Below are 20,239 nucleotides of genomic sequence, written 5' to 3'. Positions count from 1 at the left end.
TTCATTAGAAGCCGCGCTTGCGCAACCACTGCAAAAAGCCTTTTTTTACCGGCACCACCGGCGCTTCCTGGGTCAGGGCCTGGGCGGCGTGTACGCGGAAATCCAGCAGGGTTTTCATCGCGTCGCCGATATCGTGTCGGGCATCCAGACACGGGGTCAGGTATTCCTTCTCGATGCGGTACAGGGTGCAGAAGGTTTTGGCGGTGAAATCCGCCAGGGTTGCCTCGTCGGACAGGATGCCCGCCTCGCCGATCACCTCGCCCGGGCCCATGCGCCCGGCCTCGAACTTGTGCCCGCCCTTGGTGAGCATCACCGACACCACGCCGGACTCGACGATAAACAAATGGTCGCTGACCTCGCCCGCCGGCAGGATCATCTCGCCGGCGCGGTAGGTGCTCAGGGTCATGTTCTGGCTGAAGGTTTCCTTTTCTTCCTGCCGCAGGGTGGAAAAAATCGTCGAGCTATCCAGCAGCGCCCGTGCGCGGGAAGTCACCACCGGGGCCGCGCTTTCGGAGGCCGACAACAGACTCACGCCCGCCGCCTGCAGGTGGCGGAAAGCCAGGTCATACAGCTGATTGCGCACCTCACGTTTGAGCGGCATCGCCGGCACGAACCCGCTGATCTCGTATTCCACCCCGCCACTGGCGGACGTTTTGAACGCCACGCTGGGCGCCGGCTTGGCCAGCAGCGGACGACAGCCCTGCATGGCGCGCTCCAACGCTTCGATCACCGTTTGCGGGCGCGCATGGGGGCTGACCTGCAGGCTGACCGCCAGCCCGAACATATCCGCCGGGCGCGAGAAATTGATGATCTTGGCCTTGGCCGCCAGGGAATTGGGGATCACCGCCATGCTGCCCTGGGAAGTTTGCAGCCGAGTGGCGCGCCAGTCGATATCGGTGACGCGACCTTCGGTGCCGTCGATGGAGATCCAGTCATCCAGTTGGTAGGGCTTGGTGGTATTGAGCACGATCCCGGAAAACACGTCGCTCAAAGTGCTTTGCAGCGCCAGGCCGACAATGATCGCCACCGCGCCGGACGTGGCGAGCACGCCTTTGACCGGCAGATCGAGCACATAGGCCATGGCGGCGATAATTGCGATGAGGAAAATCACCGCCCCCATCAAATCCTGCAACAACCGCCCGGTATGACCGACCCGCTGCATCATCAACGCGCCCAGCAGCACGGTGAGCGTGCGCGCCGCGAACAGCCACCAGCCGATCTGCAACGCCGTGGCAGCCAGATGCAGCGCCGTGTCATCGGCATAGGGGGCCAACTGCATAGGGTTCATGCCGTCGTTGAACAGCACGGCGCTGAACACCGCAAAAATGACCAAGCGCGCCGCCAACTTCCAGTTGGCCAGGTTGGGAGAAATAAGGCGCCACACGGCGATGTCAATCAGGATCAGCGCCAAAGCGCACAGCATCGGGTGGTCAGCGATAAACGAGGGCATCCAGGCGACTCCAGGGCGAATGACGGGAAGATCGCATGAAATGAGCCTATCGGAAACAAATTGTGTCGTGACGCCCCCTCGGTGTTCTGCGCAAAAAAACCGCATCGGTGGTGAACGAGCTTGCCTCGCACAAGGCCGGTTCATTCACCACAAAAAAGGGGCCGCTCACATCCGCCCGAACTTGCCGGATTGAAAATCCGCAAAGGCCTGATGAATCTCCTGCTCGGTGTTCATCACAAACGGTCCATGCCCCACGATGGGCTCATCGATCGGCTCGCCGCTGAGCAGCAATACCTTGGCGTCGTCATTGGACTCCAAGGTCAATTGGTGCCCATCACGCTCGAACAACGCCAATTGCCCTTGGCGCGCGACTTCCTCGCCATTGATCAACAGCGTTCCGCGCAGGATCACCAGGGCAGTGTTACGCCCGGCATGCAGGTCCAGGGTCACCGGTTTGCCGGGATTGAGCCGCAGATCCCACACATCAATGGCTGTAAACGTGCGCGCAGGCCCCTTGGCACCGGCGAACTCACCGGCGATCAAACGCAGTTGCCCGGCGTCGTTGGCCAGAGGCAGCACCGGGATATCGGCGTCGACGATGGTTTGGTAACCCGCCTCGGCCATTTTGTCCTTGGCCGGCAGGTTGACCCACAGCTGCACCATCTCCAGCGCACCGCCGCGGCGAGCAAACGCTGGGGAATGAAACTCCTCATGCAGGATGCCCTTGGCCGCCGTCATCCATTGCACATCACCTGGGCCGATAGTGCCGCCGGCTCCGGTGGAATCGCGGTGCTCGACTTCACCGTCGTAAACAATGGTCACGGTTTCAAAGCCGCGATGGGGGTGCTGGCCGACACCGCGACGCTGTTCGGTCGGGGTGAATTGCGCCGGGCCCGGCGTGGTCCAGCAGCAGGAATGGGCTGATGTGCTTGCCCATCGAGTCGTAGGAAAACAGCGTACGCACCGGAAAGCCATCGCCCACCCAGTGGCCGCGAGGGCTGGTGTAGATGCCGATTAATTTTTTCATGATGTACCTCCAAAGTGGGTACACCATACGGCCGACGGCACATTAGCACTAGACGGCAAACCTGGCCTGGATTGTCCTATGTATAGGACAGTTCCGCCGGCAGACGCGCGCGCAGCAGGTAAAACCCCAACCCCGCCAGGATCGCAGAACCGGCCTGGATCATGATCATCGGTGTCGCGCTGCCGTCGTGCAGGTGGCTCAACAACAGGCCGCTGCAGGTCGCTCCGAACATCTGCGCAAACCCCATCAGCCCTGCTGCCAGGCCGGCGCGGTGAGCATTGGGCATCACCGCGCCGGTGACCGCGCCCGGCAGCACCAGACCGCCGCCGAGGGTGGCGAGGGCTATCGGAATATCCAGTCCCAGCACCGACAAGCCGAACACTTGATAGATCACCAGCGCCGACACCCCACCCAGCGCCACCAGCGTCACGCCCCTGGTCACAATGCGCTGGGGCCCCAGGCGCATGATATTGCGTCGGGTATAGGTGGAGCCGACGATCAACATCGACACGATCAGGCCGAAATTGATGCCGTACGCCAGACTGCTGAAACCCAGCAGATTGATAAACACCGCCGACGAACCGGCGATTACCGCAAACATCGCGCCGTAGGTGCACGCCAGTGCCACCGCGTAGGCCCGGTAGGGTCGGTCTTTGAGCAGATTCAGGTACTGCCCGCCAAGGGTGCGCCAGTGGCCGGCCCTGGGGTCCAGGGCGTGATTGCTCTCGCGGAAAAACAGCAGCGCCAGCAGCCACACGACGCTGCCCATCACCGCCGCGAACAGGATCGGTGCGCGCCAGCCCACATAGTTGATCAGCAGCCCACCGACCATCGGCGCCACCACGATCGCGTAGAGCATGCCGATCATGGTCAGCGCCAGTGCCGGCCCCGCCTCGGCCTTCCACACGTCCCGCACCACCGTGCGCGCCAGCACCAATGCCGCGCAGGCACCCAGACCTTGCATGACGCGGGCGGCAATGAACTGCTGGATGTCGTTGACCAGCAACATCGACAGGGTCGCCAACCCATACAGCGCCAGGCCGCCAAGCAAAACCGGACGCCGGCCGACACGGTCCGACAACGGCCCGAATATCAACTGCCCCAGGCCAAACGCCGCGACAAACGCCGACAGAGCCATCAACGCCGAGCCCGGCGGCGCCACCAGCGCATGCTCGATCGCGCCCAGTCCGGGAATGATCAATTGGGTCGAAACTTCCCCCAACGCCGTGAGGGCCACCAGTAAAAACAGCAGGCTGCGCGATGGGACCGGGGCGTTTGTCATAGGGGGTATCCGGGGCTGGATTAATTTATATTTCGACCATAATATGGGCAAAAAATTATGTCCATAATTTTTTGCCCATTGGTTACTCCGGAGCCCGCCATGCCCCTTCTCCCCATGCGTCTGCTGACACCCCTGGCGCTGCTGACCGTTCTCAGCGGCTGCAACAGCCAGGCCGACACCCCCACCGCCGCGCCTGTGCGCCCGGTGCTCGCCGCCAAGGTCGAAGCCGCCGGCACCCAGCAAAGCGCCTACACCGGCGTGGTCGCCGCTCGCACCGAGAGCGACCTGGGCTTTCGCGTTGGCGGCAAGGTGATCGAGCGCAAGGTCGATCCAGGCCAGCACGTGTCCCGTGGCGATACCTTGCTGGTACTGGATGTGGGCGACTTCGAACTGGCCCTGCGTTCGGCAAAAAACCGTGTCAACGCCGCCCAGGCCCAATTGCGCCAGCGCCGTGACGATGCCAACCGCTACCAGCGCCTGGCCAGCACCGGGGCCGTGTCGCGGCAGATCTTCGATCAGTCGGCGACCAACCTGCGCGTTGCCGAAGCCGAACTGGCAGCGGCGCAATCCGACGCCAGCCAGATCGAAAACCGTCGCGCCTACTCGGTGCTCAAGGCCGACGGCGACGGCATCATCACCGACGTGCGTGCAGACCGCGGCCAGGTCGTCGCCGAAGGCCAGATCGTGGTGCGGCTGGCCCATGACGGCGCGCGTGAAGCCGTTGTCAACCTGCCGGAAAACAACCGCGAGCTGGCCGCGCAGAAAGCCCTGGCCTTCCCGTTCGGCGCACCGGACCAGACCGTGACCGCTACCCTGCGTGAGTTGTCCGCCAGTGCCGATCCCACCACCCGCACCTACCGCGCCCGCTATGTGCTGCAGGGCGCCGTCGAGCGCTTCGCCCTCGGCTCGACCATCACCGTGCGCCTGCAAGGTAACGGTCAGACCCAGCAGACCCGCGTCCCCATCGGCGCGCTGTACGACGCCGGGCATGGCACCGGCGTGTGGGTGATCGGTGCCGACAACCGCCTCAGCTTCGCCCCGGTCACCGTGGCCAGCCTCGGCCAGGAAGACGCTTTGCTCGCCGGCGGCGTCAGTCCGGGCCAGGTGGTCGTTGCGTTAGGCGCGCACTTATTGCACAGCGGCGACACCGTGCGCCTGCTGCCCGCCCAGGCGCTGGCTCTCAACCGTAAACAGGACAACTGAACATGCGCGGCATCAACCTCTCCGAACTGGCGGTCAAGCACCGCGCCGTCACGCTGTTTCTTATCCTGGCGATCCTCGCGGCAGGCGTCTTCTCCTTCGGCAAACTGGGGCGCGCCGAAGACCCGTCATTCACCGTGAAGGTGATGACCATCACCGCCGCCTGGCCCGGCGCCACCGCCCGGGAAATGCAGGAACAAGTCGCTGATCGTCTGGAAAAACGCCTGCAGGAACTGGACTACTACGACCGCGTCGAGACCATCGCTCAGCCGGGTTTCGTGTCGATGCGCATGACATTCCTGGAATCCACACGGCCCGGTGAAATCCAGGATTTGTTTTACCAGACGCGCAAAAAGCTCAGCGACGAAGCCACTCGCCTGCCCAATGGCGTGATCGGGCCGTTCTTCAATGACGAATATTCAGACGTGTACTTTGCGCTGTATGCCCTGGAAGCCGAGCACCTGCCCCACCGCCAGCAGGTACAGATGGCCGAGGATCTGCGCCAGAACCTGCTTACCGTGCCGGGGGTGAAGAAGGTCAATATCCTCGGTGAACAGGCGCAGCGGATCTTTGTGGAGTTTTCCTACGAGCGCTTGGCAACCCTGGGTATCACGCCGGCGCAGATCTTTGCCGCCCTCGCCGCGCAGAACGCGGTGGCGCCTTCGGGTTTTGTCGAGACCGCCGGCGCCCGTGCGTATATCCGCATCGACGGCGCCTTCGACAGCCTTTCGCTGATCGAAAACGTGCCGCTGGTCGCCAATGGTCGCGTGCTGCGCATCGCCGACGTGGCCAGCGTCAGCCGTGGCTACGAAGACCCACCCAGCTACCGCATCCGTCATCAGGGCGACCCGGCGCTGATGCTGGGCGTCATCATGCAGAAAAAATGGAACGGCCTGGAGTTGGATAAAAGCCTGCAGGCCGAGGAAGCGCGGATCCAGGCCGACCTGCCCCAGGGCGTGAATTTTGCCAAGGTGTCCGACCAGGCAAAAAACATCAGCCTGGCGGTGAACGAGTTCATGCTCAAATTCTTCGTCGCGCTGGCGGTGGTGATGGTCATCAGCCTGCTGGCCCTGGGTTTTCGCGTCGGGCTGGTGGTGGCGGCGGCGGTACCGCTGACACTGTCGATTGTTTTCGTGATCATGCTGGTCACCGAGCGCGAATTCGACCGCATTACCCTCGGCGCACTGATTATCTCCCTGGGTTTGCTGGTGGACGACGCAATCATTGCCATCGAGATGATGGTGGTCAAACTTGAAGAAGGCTTTGACCGCATCCACGCCGCCACCTTCGCCTGGAGCTCCACGGCGGCGCCGATGCTGACCGGCACGCTGGTGACCATCATCGGTTTCCTGCCGGTGGGGTTTGCGCGTTCCGGCGCCGGGGAATATGCCGGCAATATCTTCTGGATCGTCGGCTTCGCCCTGATCGCTTCATGGCTGGTGGCAGTGGTGTTCACGCCCTACCTGGGGGTGAAACTGCTGCCGGCGATCAAGCCGGTGCCCGGCGGCCATGACGCTATCTACGCCGGCCGCTATTACCAGAGGCTGCGCAGTCTGGTCGAGACCTGCGTGCGCCGGCGCTGGCTGGTCACCGGGCTGGTGGTCGCGGCCTTTGTACTGTGCGTGCTGGGCATGGCCGTGGTGAAAAAACAATTTTTCCCCAACTCCGACCGTTCCGAGTTGATCCTGGAGGTGTACATGCCGCCGGGCAGCGCCTTTAAAAGCACCGAGGCGGTCGCCGCGCAATTGGAAAAAGCGCTGTTGCAGGAGCCGCAGACCCGCATGGTCGACACTTATGTGGGCGGCGGCGCGCCTCGGTTCTTTCTGTCATTGAACCCGGAAATGCCCGACCCGGCGTTCGCCAAACTGATCGTGCAAACCCCCGACTCCCACGCACGCGACGCGTTGAAACTGCGCATGCGCGAGCGTATTGCCGCCGGCGAATTCCCGGCGGCGCGGGTGCGCGTCACCCAATTGCTGTTCGGCCCTCCCGTACCGTTCCCGGTGGTGTTTCGCGTGTCCGGCCCGGATGCGGATGTGCTGCGCGGCGTAGCCGAAGATGTGCGCAACGTCGTCGCCGCCAACCGGCTGACCCACGACGCGTTCCTTGATTGGGGCGAGCGCACCAGCGGTTATCGCCTGGTCCTGGACCAGGATCGCCTGCGCCTGCTGGGCTTTACGCCTGACGAGGTCAAGTCCCAGCTCAACGCGCTGCTCAGCGGTAACCCGATCACCGAAGTGCGCGAGGGCAACCGCACCGTGTCGGTGGTGGCCCGTGCCCAGGGCAGCCAGCGAGAAAACCTCGGCAACCTCAACAATATGACCCTGACCAACAGCGCCGGCACGGCGGTGCCGCTGGCCCAGGTGGGGCACTTGCAGGCAGTGATGGAGGACCCGATCCTCAAGCGCCGCAACCGCGCCAATACCGTGGAAGTGCGCGCCGACATCGTCGACGGCGTCCAACCGCCGGACGTGGAAATGGCCGTGTACAAAGACCTGCAACCGCTGATCGCCCAGTTGCCCACGGGCTATCGCATCGAAATCGGCGGCCCGGTGGAAGAAAGCGCCAAGGCCAACGTAGCCCTGGCCGCGCTCTTCCCGATCATGATCCTGCTGACGCTCACGGTGATCATGTTCCAGGTCCGCTCGTTCGGCGTGATGCTCATGGTTTTCGCCACCGCGCCGCTGGGCTTGATTGGCGCGGTGCCGACCTTGCTGCTGTTCAACCAGCCGTTTGGGTTCAACGCCATCCTCGGGCTGATCGGCATCGGCGGGATACTGATGCGCAACACCCTGATCTTCACCGACCAGATCCGCCAGAACCAGGACCACGGCATGGCCATCCGCGAGGCGATCATCGAAGCCACCGTACGCCGCGCCCGGCCGGTGGTGCTGACCGCGCTTGCAGCGGCGCTGGCGTTTATCCCGCTGACGCTCTCGGTGTTCTGGTCTTCCCTGGCCTACGTGCTGATCGGCGGGGTGCTGGTGGGCACCGTGTTGACGCTGCTGTTTCTGCCGGCGCTGTGCAGCCTGGTGCTGGGGCGGGAGAAGACCAAGGTTGTCGAAACGTCCCACATAACCGCCGGATAAGCTCTACTCCTCTGCACTAAGAACCGCTGCAAAGTCCCTCGCCTGATCACACAGTGCGAGGGATTGCAGATGGTTTGTTTCGTGATGGCCCTGGTTGTTGGGGCCGTGTCTTGATTCCGGTCATTGCCAGCGTTGTCCTGGCACCCATGGATGCCAAAGCACCGGGCAGCGACGCGATTGCCTAGGGCTGCTACGCAGCCCAACGCAGGGCAAGCCTGCTCACCACAAAAAAGCTCAACTGTAGGTGTCAGCGGGCCTAACGTCCGGTCACCGCTTCGCCAGCTCCATAATCATTCGACTCAACAAATAAACGCGCGGCACCACGCTCTCCACCTCCGCATATTCCTCCGGGGTATGGATATTGCCGCCGACAATACCAAACCCATCCAGCGTCGGCGTTCCCACCCCGGCGGACAGGCTGGCGTCCGCCGCGCCGCCACTGCCTTCAATGGTCAACTTTTTACCCAACTCCCCATAAATCCCCTGGGCTATCGCCACTAATTTGTCCGACTCCGGCGTCTGCGGCATGGGCGGCAGGCCGCGTTTGAGAGTGGTGGTGACTTCGGTTTCCGGGATCAGTTTGTCGGCCGATACTCGCGCGAGGTCTTTTTCAATACGGTCGAATTCCTCCGGCAGCGCCGCGCGTACATCCGCCTTGGCCATGGCGTGATCGGGGATGACGTTGGTGCGGTCGCCGGCCTGGAGCACGGTAAAGTTGATGGTGGTTTTCTTTTCGGCATCCCCAAGTTTGCCCAGTTGCAGGACCTGGTGCGCGGCTTCCATGGCGGCGTTGCGGCCCAATTCCGGGGCGACGCCGGCATGGGCGGCCTTGCCCTTGACGTCGACCAGCGCCGTGGCGCTGCCCTTGCGCCATACCACCAGGCCATCGGCCGGGCGGCCGGGTTCGAGGTTCAAGGTGACGTCGTGGGTCTTGGCGGTGGTGCGGATCAGTTCCGACGCTATGTCCGAGCCGGTCTCTTCGCTGGCGTCGAGCAGGAAAGTGATCTGCGCATAGTCCTTGAAGCCCTGGTTTTTCAGGACTTTGAGCGCATAGATACCGGCGACAATACCGCCCTTATCATCCATCACCCCAGGGCCATAGGCGCGACCGTCCTTGATATGGAACGGGCGCTCGGCCGCCGAGCCCTCCTTGAACACCGTGTCCATGTGCGCCATCAGCAGGATTTTGGCCTTGCCAGTCCCCTTGAGAGTCGCAATCACATGGCTGCTGTTGGCGGCGGCATCCGGCACCCGCTCAATGTTGAAGCCCAGTTGCTTGAGCTCATCGACCGCAATGTCGCTGACGTGGGTCAGGCCCGGACCATAGCCTGAACCGGAATCGATATTGACCAGGCGCTCCAGCAGTCGCAGGGCCTCGGCCTTGTATTGTTCGGCGTCCGCCTGAATCGGCTTATAAAGTTCGGCGCTGTAGGCAGGTACGGCGAAGGACACAGCCAGGGTGGCCGCCAGGAGGGTGCGCGGGAAGTTGAAAGGCATGAACCGATCCTTGTTTGTTGTTGAAGGGTGCACGCCACACCCTACCCCACTAGACCGACCGCAACCAACTCCCCTGCGCCGCGCTGACTCGGTTACGCCCGGTGTTCTTGGCCTGGTACAACGCCAGGTCAGCGTCGTTGAGCCAACTGATGGAGTCGGCATGCCCTGGCTGATACGGCGCCAGGCCGATACTCAGGCTCGCGCGCAATGTAGGGTCCTGGGCGTAGGCCAATGCGTTGAAGCGGTCGCGCAAGGCATCCATGACCTCGGTGGCGCGGTTGAGCGGCATGTCCGGCAGGATCACGCAGAACTCGTCGCCGCCATAGCGCCCGGCCTGGTCGGTGATGCGCAGGTTCTGGCGCAGCACTTTGCTGAGCTGGCGCAACACGATATCACCGGTGACGTGGCCGTAGGTGTCATTGATAAGCTTGAAGTGATCGATGTCGATCAGGGCAATCGCCGCCCCTCGCTGCTCGGCACGGCAGCGCTGGAACTCGATCTCCAACTGATCTTTCCACGCCCCGTGGTTGAGCAGCCCGGAGAGGCTGTCGGTGCGGCTCAAGGCCAGCAACTCGCGCTTGTGTCGGGACAGGCTCTGGGCCTGGCGATAGCAGATCCAGCCAAGTACCAGCGGGTACACCATCAGAATCGGCAGGCAGGCATACAACTGCGCCTGGGTGGTTACAGCAATGAACGCCGGCGCAATCAACCACCACGCCGCAGCGACGCCCAAGGCCTGTGCGCACCAGCCGGCAAATACGAAACGCGGCCCGCCGATGGACACGTTATTCATCGACATCATCGACAGCACGGTGACACTGGGCAGCGGATTGAAGTGCATGGCGCCGACCCAGAAACCGCCGCAGAACGAATCGAACAGCAGGTGACGACGCTCACTGCGCAGGGTCTGGCTGGCGCGAAGGGTCAATTGGAAGGACAGATGGGGCCAGACAAATGCATTGATCAGCATCCAGGCCCACACCCACGCAGGCGGGTTAAGGGGGTACATGGCGAACACCACGCACACAACGCCCAAGGCCATTCCGAAGGCGCGAGTCTTGTGAAGGCGAATGGCGAGCGGAAGTCCTTTTCCTCCGATGGCGGGCATGATGAGGACAATCCTGGAGGAATGCCTGGAGTCTATCAGGGCACCGGCAAATTGCCACTACTGCTGTCAGGGACGTTGCTCAGTGGGAAAAACCCCGCGCCAACATCAGCGCCACCCCCAGCAGCAGCACGGCCGTGGCACGCTGCAACAGCACGCGGCGCTTGGGGTTTTCCAGCACGTGTTTGATGCGCTGGCCAAAGTAGCAATACAAGCAGCCGCTGGCGAACTGCAACAGCAGGAACGTCAGCCCCAGTATGGCGATATCCGTCGCCGAACTGTGCTCCCCTGCCCCGGCGAACTGCGGGAACACCGCGCTGAACATGATGATGGTCTTGGGGTTGGAAAACCCCGTGAGCAACCCTTTGCCGAACAGGCTGCGCGAGCCTTCCACGGCGCCGGCCTTGTCGATGGACACGCCGCTGCTGGTCCACTGTTTATAAGCCAGGTACAGAATGTAGGCCACGCCGACGAACTGGATGGTCTGGGTGATGGCGAGGTTGCCCTTGATCAGTTCCGAGAAGCCCACGGCAAAGATCAATATCGAAATCAGGTAAGACACACTGGCGCCGATCTGCGCCGGGATCGAGCTGCGCAGGCCGTCCTTCAAGCCCAGGCTCAACAGCAGCAGGGTCATGGGGCCGGGACTGAACGTCATGGTGGCGCAAAACAACAAAAAGTAGAGAAACGAAGAGAGCGTTAATGCGCTTGTCATGGTCCTGGACCTTGGCTAGGGAGAAGCAACAGCAAAGGGGCGGACCGTTCAGCGCCCGCCCCTGGCCTTATCAAGCCACCGCGATTTCGGTGGTCAGGGACTCGCGGTACATCACCGCCAGTTCAGCCAGGGCCGCCTTGGCGCTCTGGTTGCGGGTTTCGAAGGCCACCAGGCCCTTCCAGTTGGTTTCGACGACGGCTTGCATCACGTCGGCGTAATCACAGTTGCCGTCATGAATACCGAAATGCTGGTCTTGCACGCCGTTGTTGTTGCTGAAGGAAATCCCCTTGATCAAGTGGTGATATTTGCGCACCACCTCGGCCGGCAGACCGTTCTCGATGTTGGCGTGGCCGGCATCGAGAAAGAAGAACACGTTGGGATGAGCCTGCAGACGTTCGAACACGAACGCGTATTCCGCTTCATGGGTAAAGATGTAATGGAATGGCCGGTAGTTGACGTAGTTGGACAGGTTTTCCAGGTAGATATCCACCCCCTTGGCCTCGGCATATCGCGCCAACTCCTGTACCGACTGCAGGTAGTGCTCCAGCGCAACCTTTTTGGCCTTGAGCACCATCTTCGGCTCGACGATACAGCCACCGTGGATAATCAGCGGCGCGCCGAGGCGGCTGGCGATGTCAATCTCCTGCTTGACGTACGCCACCGCCGCCACGCGGAACGCCTGCACATCGCTGCCCAGCGGCGCCTTGAAGTTACCGTGGAACACCGGTTTTACCCCGCTGGCCTGGATCTGTTCCTGCAGGCTGACAATGCGCGCCTCGGTCCAGTCGTCGACCATTTCGCCGAACAGGCTGCCGTCGATGTACCAGTGGGTGCAGCCGCCTTCAACCGCGGTCTGCAGGCCTTGCTCGGCGCTCAGATATTTCTGGTGGGCGACGCCGGTGCAGAACGGTACGGCACCCGTGATCAGTTTACTTTCCATGGAGCGATTCCTTTCGTTGATGGAGGGTCAGGCGTGAGCGGGGAGTTCGATGGCCATGAAATCGGCCTTGGTCACGCCGCAGTCCGGGCATGTCCAGTCTTCGGGCACCTCTTCCCAAGGGGTGCCCGCCGGGATTCCGTCCTCCGGAATGCCCAATGCTTCTACGTACATGAAGCCACAGGGTGCGCACATATAAGTCGTCATAAGAAATGCAGAATCCATTGCTCACTTGTAGGGAAAATCGCCATATCCGGGCGAGATGGCGCGCAGTCTAGGGGAGTGGCGTTGCACAAGGCAGGTAAAGTGATGCCTAATCCGGCCTAACTTCACCGGTAAAACCACCGGCAAAGACAAGGAAGGTTTATGTTCGTATCCGCCATCGCCTTTGTGGAAGGCACGCCGAAGGTGCAGCAGATTGTCGAGGCGTTCAGCCAGGCCATCGAAAACGGCGAGTGGGCACCGGGCAGCAAACTGCCCTCTGTGCGCGAGTTGACCCATATCCTGGGCGTGAGCAAATTCACCCTCAACGAAGCCCTCGACCGCCTGCGCGGGCGCAACCTGCTGACCTCCAGCCAGGGCCGCGGCTACTTCGTGGCGATGGACAGTGCGCGACCGGCGTCGGCCACCTGGGTCGACCTGCTGCCTCAGGACCTGCTCAGCGTACTGCGCCGCCCCTTGGTCACCGCCAGCGGCGAACTGCGCCCCGGCGGCGGCCACCTGCCCGAAGCCTGGCTGAACGGCGAGGCCATTCGCCAGGCCATGCGCAGCGTAGTGCGCGCGCCGTCGCTGCGGATTGCCGGGCTGGGCACGCCGGCAGGCCTGCTGCCGCTGCGCCAGGCCCTGCAACACAAGTTGCACGGGGAAGGCCTGTCGGTGCCGGTCGAGCAGATCATCACCACGCCCAACACCGTGCAGGGCCTGGACATGCTCATGCGCCTGCTGGCGCGCCCCGGCGACACGGTATTGCTGGACGCGCCGTGCTACTTCAACTTTCACGCCAACCTGGCGCTGCATGGGGTCAAGGTGGTAACCATCCAGCGTCGCCCGGACGGTTTCGACTTTACCGCCCTCGAACAGTTGCTGGCCGAACACCGCCCCAGCCTGTACCTGACCACCAGCGTGCTGCATAACCCCACCGGCCATTCGTTCAGCCCGAGCCAAGCGTTCCGTCTGCTGCAACTGACCCAGCATTACCACTGCCATATCGTCGAAGACGACCTCTACGGCGACCTGCACCCCAACCCACCGCCCCGCCTGGCGACCCTCGCCGGCCTCGGACAGGTGACTTACCTGTCGGGGTTCTCCAAGATCCTCAGCGCCAACACCCGCGTCAGCTACGTGGTGGCCGCGCCGCAATTGGCGGCCAACCTGACCAATATGAAGCTGATGAGCGGCGGCGTGACCTCGGAGCTGTTCGAGCAGATCGTCTATCGCATGCTCAGTGAAGGCAGCTACGCCAAGCATCGCAAGCGCATGGTCCAGCGGCTGGTGGAGGCCGGCGGCCGTGTGGAGCAATGGCTCAGGCGCTGCGGCTGCGAACTGCCGATGCCCTACGAGGGCGGCATGTTCATCTGGGCGCGCCTGCCGGCGGGCGTAAACGGCGAACTGCTGGCCCAGGAAGCCTTGAAACGCAGCATGGTGCTGGCGCCGGGCGCGCTGTTCGGCTACGACCCCGCCCACCGCGATTCGATGCGTTTCAACGTGGCCCACAGCGACGAACCGCGCGTGCAACGGGTCTTCGAGGCCTTGCTGCGCAGCGGAGCCGGCAAGCCCGGAGATTGATCGCGCCGAGACGGTTTTTTGCTTCACCGTGTATCCATCCGGCGACAGATACACTGCAATACAAAGCGTACAAGGCAACGCGGATGACAGTCGCTAGACTGCGCCCCAACGAGCATTCAACGAGGAAGGCAGCATGGATCATGTCGATCACATCCTGATTGTCGATGACGACCGGGAGATCCGTGAACTGGTGGGCAATTACCTGAAAAAGAACGGCATGCGCACCACCGTGGTCGCCGATGGCCGGCAGATGCGCAGCTTTCTGGAGACCACTCCCGTGGACCTGATCGTGCTGGACATCATGATGCCCGGCGACGATGGCCTGCAGCTGTGCCGCGAATTGCGGGTGGGCAAGCACAAAACTACGCCGGTGCTGATGCTGACCGCGCGCAACGACGAGACCGACCGCATCATCGGCCTGGAAATGGGCGCCGACGACTACCTGGTCAAGCCCTTTGCCGCCCGAGAGCTGCTGGCACGCATTAATGCGGTGCTGCGCCGCACGCGGATGCTGCCGCCCAACCTGGTGGTCAGCGAGACCGGGCGGCTGATCCGCTTCGGCCGCTGGCGCCTGGACACCACCGCGCGCCACCTGCTCGACGATGACGATACGCTGGTGGCCTTGAGTGGCGCCGAGTACCGCCTGCTGCGCGTGTTCCTCGACCATCCCCAACGCGTGCTCAATCGCGACCAGTTGCTCAACCTGACCCAGGGCCGTGACGCCGACCTGTTCGATCGCTCCATCGACCTGCTGGTCAGTCGCCTGCGCCAACGCCTGCTGGATGACGCCCGTGAGCCGGCGTATATCAAGACCGTGCGCAGCGAAGGCTACGTGTTCTCGCTGCCGGTCAAAATCCTCGAGGCCGACCAATGAGCTGGCGGCTGGGCTGGCCCCGCACCCTGGCGTCGCAACTGTCGCTGATCTTCCTGATCAGCCTGGTGTGCGCCCATGGATTATCGTTCAGTGCGCAGTTCTACGAGCGCTACATCAGCGCGCGCACGGCGATGCTGGGCAACCTGGAAAACGATGTGGCCACCTCGGTGGCGATTCTGGACCGCTTGCCCGCCGATGAGCGCGCCAGCTGGCTGCCCCGCCTGAACCGGCAGAATTACCGCTACCTGCTCAACGCCGGCGAACCAGGCCAGCCCTTCTCAAGCGATGACATGCCCATGGCCGCCACCTCGATTGCCGAGGCGCTGGGTTCGCATTACACGCTGACGTTTCGAAATATCCCCGGGGCGCGGCCGCACTTCCAGGCGCACCTGACCCTGGCGGACGGCAGCCCGGTCACTGTTGATGTGCGTCCCGCCGCCGTCCCCGTGGCCTATTGGCTGCCGGTGGTGCTGGTACTGCAGCTGGCGCTGTTGTTGGGTTGTACGGGGTTCGCGGTGCGCCTGGCGATCCGCCCGCTCGCGCGCCTGGCCCGCGCAGTGGAAACCCTGGACCCCAACGCCCACCCCACGCCCCTGGACGAAAAAGGCCCCACCGAAGTGGCCCATGCCGCAGCGGCGTTCAACCACATGCAACAACGCATCGCCGACTACCTCAAGGAACGCATGCAGATCCTCGCGGCGATTTCCCACGACCTGCAAACGCCGATCACCCGCATGAAGCTGCGCGCCGAGTTCATGGAAGACTCCACCGACCGCGACAAACTGTGGAACGACCTGGGGGAAATGGAGCACCTGGTGCGCGAAGGCGTGGCCTACGCGCGCAGCGTCCACGGCGCCAGCGAGACCAGCCAGCGCATCGACCTGGACGCCTTTCTCGACAGCCTGGTGTTCGACTACCAGGACATGCACAAACAGGTCGCCCTCAGCGGCAAGAGCGCGGCGGTGCTCGACACCCGCCCCCACGCGCTGCGCCGGATACTGGTGAACCTGGTGGACAACGCCCTCAAATTCGCCGGTTCCGCCCACGTGCAAGTCGCGGCCATGGCTGACGGCGAACTGTCGATCAAGGTGCTGGATGATGGACCGGGCATCGCCGAAGACGAACTGCCGCAGGTGCTGCAGCCCTTCTACCGGGTCGAAAGCTCGCGCAATCGCGGCACCGGCGGCACAGGTCTGGGCCTGGCGATCGCGCAGCAGTTGGCCGTGGCAATTGGTGGCTCGCTGACCTTGAGCAACCGCTCGCAGGGCGGGCTCTGTGCCGAGGTCAGGCTGCACGCGCAGGGTGCGACGACGTAACCGGCCTGCTGCGTTGACCAACCTTGTTACACACCATATAGTGTGCCCACTAACAATGCAGACCACTACATAGTGTGAGACATCGGTGTTTACTGACCACACTCTGCGCACTATTTCAATGCCTTGATGCCTGCAAATTACCTATTTTTTGGACGGGGTTGACACCCCGTCAGAACAGACCTTGAAGGAATATTTCGATGCTGAGTTGGGATGAAGTCGACAACGAAGACACCGGCACAGCGGTGATCAAAGGCGCCAACGCCGGCCACGCCACCGAAGCCAACATGGACCGCCTCGACGGTGCCGGCGCCGCCGCCGCCATCGAAGCCCGCGCCGTCACCGCCAGTGACTCCGCCGCCATCGTGCGCGCCAAGGCCGCCCTGGACAAACTCGACGTCGCCGAAGGCCTCGCCGAACTCGAAGGCGCCTCCGCCCGCGTCGCCGTCGACGAAAAGCGCATGATCAACTGCCGCGCCGACCTCAACCAACTCGTGCCCTTCAAGTACGACTGGGCCTGGCAAAAGTACCTCGACGGCTGCGCCAATCACTGGATGCCGCAAGAGGTCAACATGACCGCCGACATCGCCCTGTGGAAAAACCCCGAAGGCCTCACCGACGACGAACGCCGCATCGTCATGCGCAACCTGGGCTTCTTCTCTACTGCGGATTCGTTGGTCGCCAACAACCTGGTGCTGGCCGTCTACCGCCTGATCACCAACCCGGAGTGCCGCCAGTACATCCTGCGCCAGGCCTTCGAAGAAGCGATCCACACCCACGCCTACCAGTACTGCATCGAATCGTTGGCCATGGATGAAGGCGAGATCTTCAACATGTACCACGAGATTCCATCCGTCGCGAAGAAAGCGGCCTGGGGCCTGAAGTACACCCGCTCGATCTCCGATCCGAAGTTCGAAACCGGCACCGTCGAGACGGATAAAGAGCTGCTGCGTAACCTGGTCGCTTACTACTGCGTGCTGGAAGGTATCTTCTTCTACTGCGGCTTTACCCAGATCCTGTCCATGGGCCGCCGCAACAAAATGACCGGCGTGGCGGAACAGTTCCAATACATCCTGCGTGACGAGTCGATGCACCTGAACTTCGGTATCGATGTGATCAACCAGATCAAGATCGAAAACCCGCATTTGTGGGATGCCGAGATGAAGGAAGAAGCGACCCAGATGATCCTGCAGGGGACGCAGCTGGAGATCGAATACGCGCGGGATACCATGCCTCGCGGTGTTCTCGGCATGAACGCGGCGATGATGGAGGATTACCTCAAGTTCATCGCTAACCGTCGCCTGTCGCAGATCGGCCTTAAAGAAGAGTATCCAGGCACGACCAACCCGTTCCCGTGGATGAGCGAGATCATGGACTTGAAGAAAGAGAAAAACTTCTTCGAAACCCGCGTGATCGAGTACCAGACCGGCGGCGCGCTGAGCTGGGATTGATTGAGACGGCCCCTTCGGGGGCCGTGTTGTTTACTTGCCGATATCTTTTATGCCCAATCACACCATCAAGACCCCCTGCGTCGGCCTGTGCTCCACCGTATACGGCGACCTGGTCTGCAGGGGCTGCAAGCGGTATCACCATGAAGTGATCCAGTGGAACGGCTACACCGCCGAAGAAAAGCAGGCGGTGTGGCAACGCCTGGAGCAGTTGCTGGTGCAGGTGATGGCCAGCAAGCTCGAAGTGTTCGACGTCGAGCGCTTGCGCCAGCAGTTGCAGGACCGCCAGATCCGTTTCATGCCGCACCAGTCGCCGTATTGCTGGGCGTATCAATTGATCGCGCGTGGCGCACGAGTAATCTCCAGGCTGGACGCCTACGGCCTGGCGCTGCTGCCGGAGTTTCGCGAGCGCCATCTGGCGGACTTGCGCGATGCCATCGACCGAGAGTTTTTCCTGCTGTCCGAGGCCCATTACCAGCGGTATATCGCACCGAGCTTCCTGAAAGACGCATTTGGGCCCGCCCTGATTGCCGCGTTGTAACCCCTGGGTTCAAACAGGTGCCCGTCGGTTCATACCGCTCAATCCCCTGCTTGTGGTTAAAATGCCGCCCGCTCAATGACCTGATGCTCAACGATGACCCCTGACGCACTTGCCACTCTGCACACCCATCTGCTCACCGCACTGGCTGATCCGCCCAGTGAAACCCGGCGTCTGTTCCACGGCCGAGGCCGTTGCTGGCCGGGCCTGAAGCAATTGACCGTGGACTGGTTGCAAGGCGTGGTGCTGGTGGCGCTGTTCAAAGCGCCGGAACCGGCAGATCTGGAGGCATTGAAAAGCATGCTGCTGGACATCGACTGGGCACACGCGGGTGCGCACACCGTCGCCCTGCAGCACCGCTACCTGCCACAAAGCACCACCGAATGGCTGGTGGGGCAAGCGATCGATGAGCTGATCATTACCGAGGGCGGCCTGCGTTACCTGATCGATCTGGGTAAAAAACAGAACACCGGCCTGTTCCTCGATATGCGCTACGGGCGCAACTGGGTGCGCGAACAGGCCAGGGGCCAGCGCGTACTCAACCTGTTTGCCTACACCTGCGGCTTTTCCGTGGCGGCCATCGAAGGTGGCGCCGAGCAGGTAGTGAACCTGGACATGGCGCGCGGCGCCCTGAGCCGCGGCCGCGATAACCATCGGCTTAACGGCCATGACCTGAGCAAGGTCACGTTCCTTGGGCACGATCTGTTCAAATCCTGGGCCAAGGTGATCAACAGCGGCGCCTATGACCTGGTGATCATCGACCCACCGTCGTTCCAGAGGGGCAGTTTCCTGCTGACCAAGGACTATCAACGCGTGCTGCGCCGCCTGCCGGACTTGCTCGCCGCCCATGGCACGGTGCTGGCGTGCATGAACGACCCGGCACTCGGCGAAGATTTCCTGATCGACGGCGTGACACGCGAGGCGCCGGGTCTGCGCTTCGTACAGCGTCTGGAAAACCCGCCCGAATTTCCCGATATCGATGCGCAAAGTGGTCTGAAAGCCCTGGTGTTTCGTCAGGACTGATGCCGAAAAGTCCTACGCTTGCTACCCTAAGCGATACGCCGGGCGGTGAACCTTATCCCCCCCTACCCGGTCGATACCTGCATTCCCCGGCCAGACCCGACGGCGTCACGTTGTCGGCTGCCCCGTTCCACCTTTGGAGAACCGCCCGTGATATCGACCCTGCATGTAGCCAGAATCAAAGCCTGGGGCGCCCACGGCTTTACCGCCACCGGTGTGGTCCTGGCCTTCCTCGCCACCCTGGCCCTGCTGGAAAACTCGCCCAAGGCCTGCCTGCTGTGGCTCGGCCTGGCACTGGTGGTGGACGGCGTCGACGGTTCCCTGGCGCGCCGCCTCAATGTCAGCACGGTGCTGCCCAGCTTCGACGGTTCGGTGCTGGACCTGGTGATCGATTACCTCACCTACGTGTTCATCCCCGCCCTGTTTATCTACCGCTACATCGATCTGCCGGACTTTACTCACCTGTTTACCGTGTCGGTGATCCTGGTGTCGTCATTGTTCTGCTTCTGCAACGTCAATATGAAAAGCAAGGACAACTATTTCGTCGGCTTCCCCGCCGCCTGGAATGTGGTGGCCCTGTGCGTGTACATCATCCAGCCGGACGCCTGGGTGACCTTGCTGACGGTCATCGGCCTGGCCCTGCTGACCGTCACGCCGATGAAGTTTTTGCACCCGTTTCGGGTCAAGCGCTTTATGCCGATCAATATCGCGGTGACCACCATCTGGTTGCTGTGCAGCTTTTTGATGGTCGTGGATTATCCCAACACCAATCCGTGGACATTCGGCCTGTGGTCGCTGATGTCGGCATACTTTCTGGGGATTTGCATCTGGCGCACCGCGCTGGAGTGGCTGGGCACCCACAAATAGCCAAATAGGTGGGAGAGGACTTGCCCCCGATGGCGATGTGTCAGTCAGCTTATCTGTCACTGATACACCGCAATCGGGGGCAAGCCCCTTCC

The 20,239-nt window shown here is 62.4% G+C and carries 16 protein-coding genes and 1 pseudogene; 9 read left to right on the top strand and 8 right to left on the bottom strand.

Annotation, left to right across the window (positions count from 1 at the left end; all coding sequences use genetic code 11):
• Positions 1 to 4: 4 nt before the first annotated feature.
• From PSH94_RS11710 to PSH94_RS11700, 3 genes and pseudogenes are all read right to left on the bottom strand, one after another.
• Positions 5 to 1,450, bottom strand: a complete 1,446-nt coding sequence (locus PSH94_RS11710; protein WP_181079677.1) for a mechanosensitive ion channel family protein — start codon at positions 1,448 to 1,450, stop codon at positions 5 to 7.
• A 165-nt stretch (positions 1,451 to 1,615) separates the two neighbouring features.
• Positions 1,616 to 2,477: pseudogene (locus PSH94_RS11705) on the bottom strand (pirin family protein).
• Between the two features lie 76 nt (positions 2,478 to 2,553).
• A complete protein-coding gene (locus PSH94_RS11700; RefSeq protein WP_305437566.1) occupies positions 2,554 to 3,759 on the bottom strand; it encodes a multidrug effflux MFS transporter in 1,206 nt (401 codons plus the stop codon).
• A gap of 99 nt (positions 3,760 to 3,858) precedes the next feature.
• Between PSH94_RS11700 and PSH94_RS11695 the strand changes: the two genes are divergently transcribed.
• Entirely contained in the window at positions 3,859 to 4,962 is a 1,104-nt protein-coding gene (locus PSH94_RS11695) for an efflux RND transporter periplasmic adaptor subunit (protein ID WP_253507158.1), read from the top strand.
• 2 nt (positions 4,963 to 4,964) lie between these two features.
• Positions 4,965 to 8,048: an efflux RND transporter permease subunit gene (locus tag PSH94_RS11690; protein ID WP_305437565.1), complete on the top strand. Its 3,084-nt coding sequence runs from the start codon at positions 4,965 to 4,967 to the stop codon at positions 8,046 to 8,048.
• Positions 8,049 to 8,315: 267 nt separating this feature from the next.
• On the opposite strand, the gene PSH94_RS11685 is transcribed toward PSH94_RS11690, so the two are convergent.
• From PSH94_RS11685 to PSH94_RS11665, 5 genes are all read right to left on the bottom strand, one after another.
• A complete protein-coding gene (locus PSH94_RS11685; RefSeq protein ID WP_305437564.1) occupies positions 8,316 to 9,545 on the bottom strand; it encodes a M20/M25/M40 family metallo-hydrolase in 1,230 nt (409 codons plus the stop codon).
• 49 nt (positions 9,546 to 9,594) lie between these two features.
• Entirely contained in the window at positions 9,595 to 10,653 is a 1,059-nt protein-coding gene (locus PSH94_RS11680) for a diguanylate cyclase (RefSeq protein ID WP_181079668.1), read from the bottom strand.
• Positions 10,654 to 10,732: 79 nt separating this feature from the next.
• Positions 10,733 to 11,365: a LysE family translocator gene (locus PSH94_RS11675; protein ID WP_253507142.1), complete on the bottom strand. Its 633-nt coding sequence runs from the start codon at positions 11,363 to 11,365 to the stop codon at positions 10,733 to 10,735.
• A 70-nt stretch (positions 11,366 to 11,435) separates the two neighbouring features.
• The gene (locus PSH94_RS11670; protein ID WP_253507139.1) at positions 11,436 to 12,305 is read right to left on the bottom strand and encodes a sugar phosphate isomerase/epimerase family protein; all 870 of its coding nucleotides are present in this window, start codon (positions 12,303 to 12,305) and stop codon (positions 11,436 to 11,438) included.
• Positions 12,306 to 12,332: 27 nt separating this feature from the next.
• The gene (locus tag PSH94_RS11665; RefSeq protein ID WP_181079665.1) at positions 12,333 to 12,509 is read right to left on the bottom strand and encodes a rubredoxin; all 177 of its coding nucleotides are present in this window, start codon (positions 12,507 to 12,509) and stop codon (positions 12,333 to 12,335) included.
• 159 nt (positions 12,510 to 12,668) lie between these two features.
• On the opposite strand from PSH94_RS11665, the gene PSH94_RS11660 reads away from it, so the two are divergent.
• The 7 genes from PSH94_RS11660 to pcsA all read left to right on the top strand — a co-directional run bounded on the left by PSH94_RS11660 (position 12,669) and on the right by pcsA (position 20,147).
• The gene (locus PSH94_RS11660) at positions 12,669 to 14,087 is read left to right on the top strand and encodes a PLP-dependent aminotransferase family protein (RefSeq protein ID WP_305437563.1); all 1,419 of its coding nucleotides are present in this window, start codon (positions 12,669 to 12,671) and stop codon (positions 14,085 to 14,087) included.
• 133 nt (positions 14,088 to 14,220) lie between these two features.
• The gene (locus tag PSH94_RS11655) at positions 14,221 to 14,961 is read left to right on the top strand and encodes a response regulator (RefSeq protein WP_181079663.1); all 741 of its coding nucleotides are present in this window, start codon (positions 14,221 to 14,223) and stop codon (positions 14,959 to 14,961) included.
• The gene (locus tag PSH94_RS11650) at positions 14,958 to 16,277 is read left to right on the top strand and encodes an ATP-binding protein (RefSeq protein WP_181079662.1); all 1,320 of its coding nucleotides are present in this window, start codon (positions 14,958 to 14,960) and stop codon (positions 16,275 to 16,277) included. The genes PSH94_RS11655 and PSH94_RS11650 overlap by 4 nt, the downstream gene beginning before the upstream one ends.
• A gap of 197 nt (positions 16,278 to 16,474) precedes the next feature.
• A complete protein-coding gene (locus PSH94_RS11645) occupies positions 16,475 to 17,725 on the top strand; it encodes a ribonucleotide-diphosphate reductase subunit beta (protein ID WP_305437562.1) in 1,251 nt (416 codons plus the stop codon).
• 49 nt (positions 17,726 to 17,774) lie between these two features.
• Positions 17,775 to 18,263, top strand: a complete 489-nt coding sequence (locus PSH94_RS11640) for a DUF1289 domain-containing protein (protein WP_181081815.1) — start codon at positions 17,775 to 17,777, stop codon at positions 18,261 to 18,263.
• 93 nt (positions 18,264 to 18,356) lie between these two features.
• Positions 18,357 to 19,283: a class I SAM-dependent methyltransferase gene (locus PSH94_RS11635; protein ID WP_305437561.1), complete on the top strand. Its 927-nt coding sequence runs from the start codon at positions 18,357 to 18,359 to the stop codon at positions 19,281 to 19,283.
• A gap of 147 nt (positions 19,284 to 19,430) precedes the next feature.
• Complete coding sequence (gene pcsA, locus PSH94_RS11630; RefSeq protein WP_181081817.1) at positions 19,431 to 20,147, top strand: phosphatidylcholine synthase; 717 nt, start codon at positions 19,431 to 19,433, stop codon at positions 20,145 to 20,147.
• Positions 20,148 to 20,239 lie beyond the last annotated feature (92 nt).

The organism is Pseudomonas sp. FP2254 (assembly GCF_030687695.1).
Classification (GTDB): domain Bacteria; phylum Pseudomonadota; class Gammaproteobacteria; order Pseudomonadales; family Pseudomonadaceae; genus Aquipseudomonas; species Aquipseudomonas quebecensis.
The sequence above is the reverse complement of the archived record's forward strand: the minus strand, read 5'-3'. Positions and strand labels throughout refer to the sequence as shown.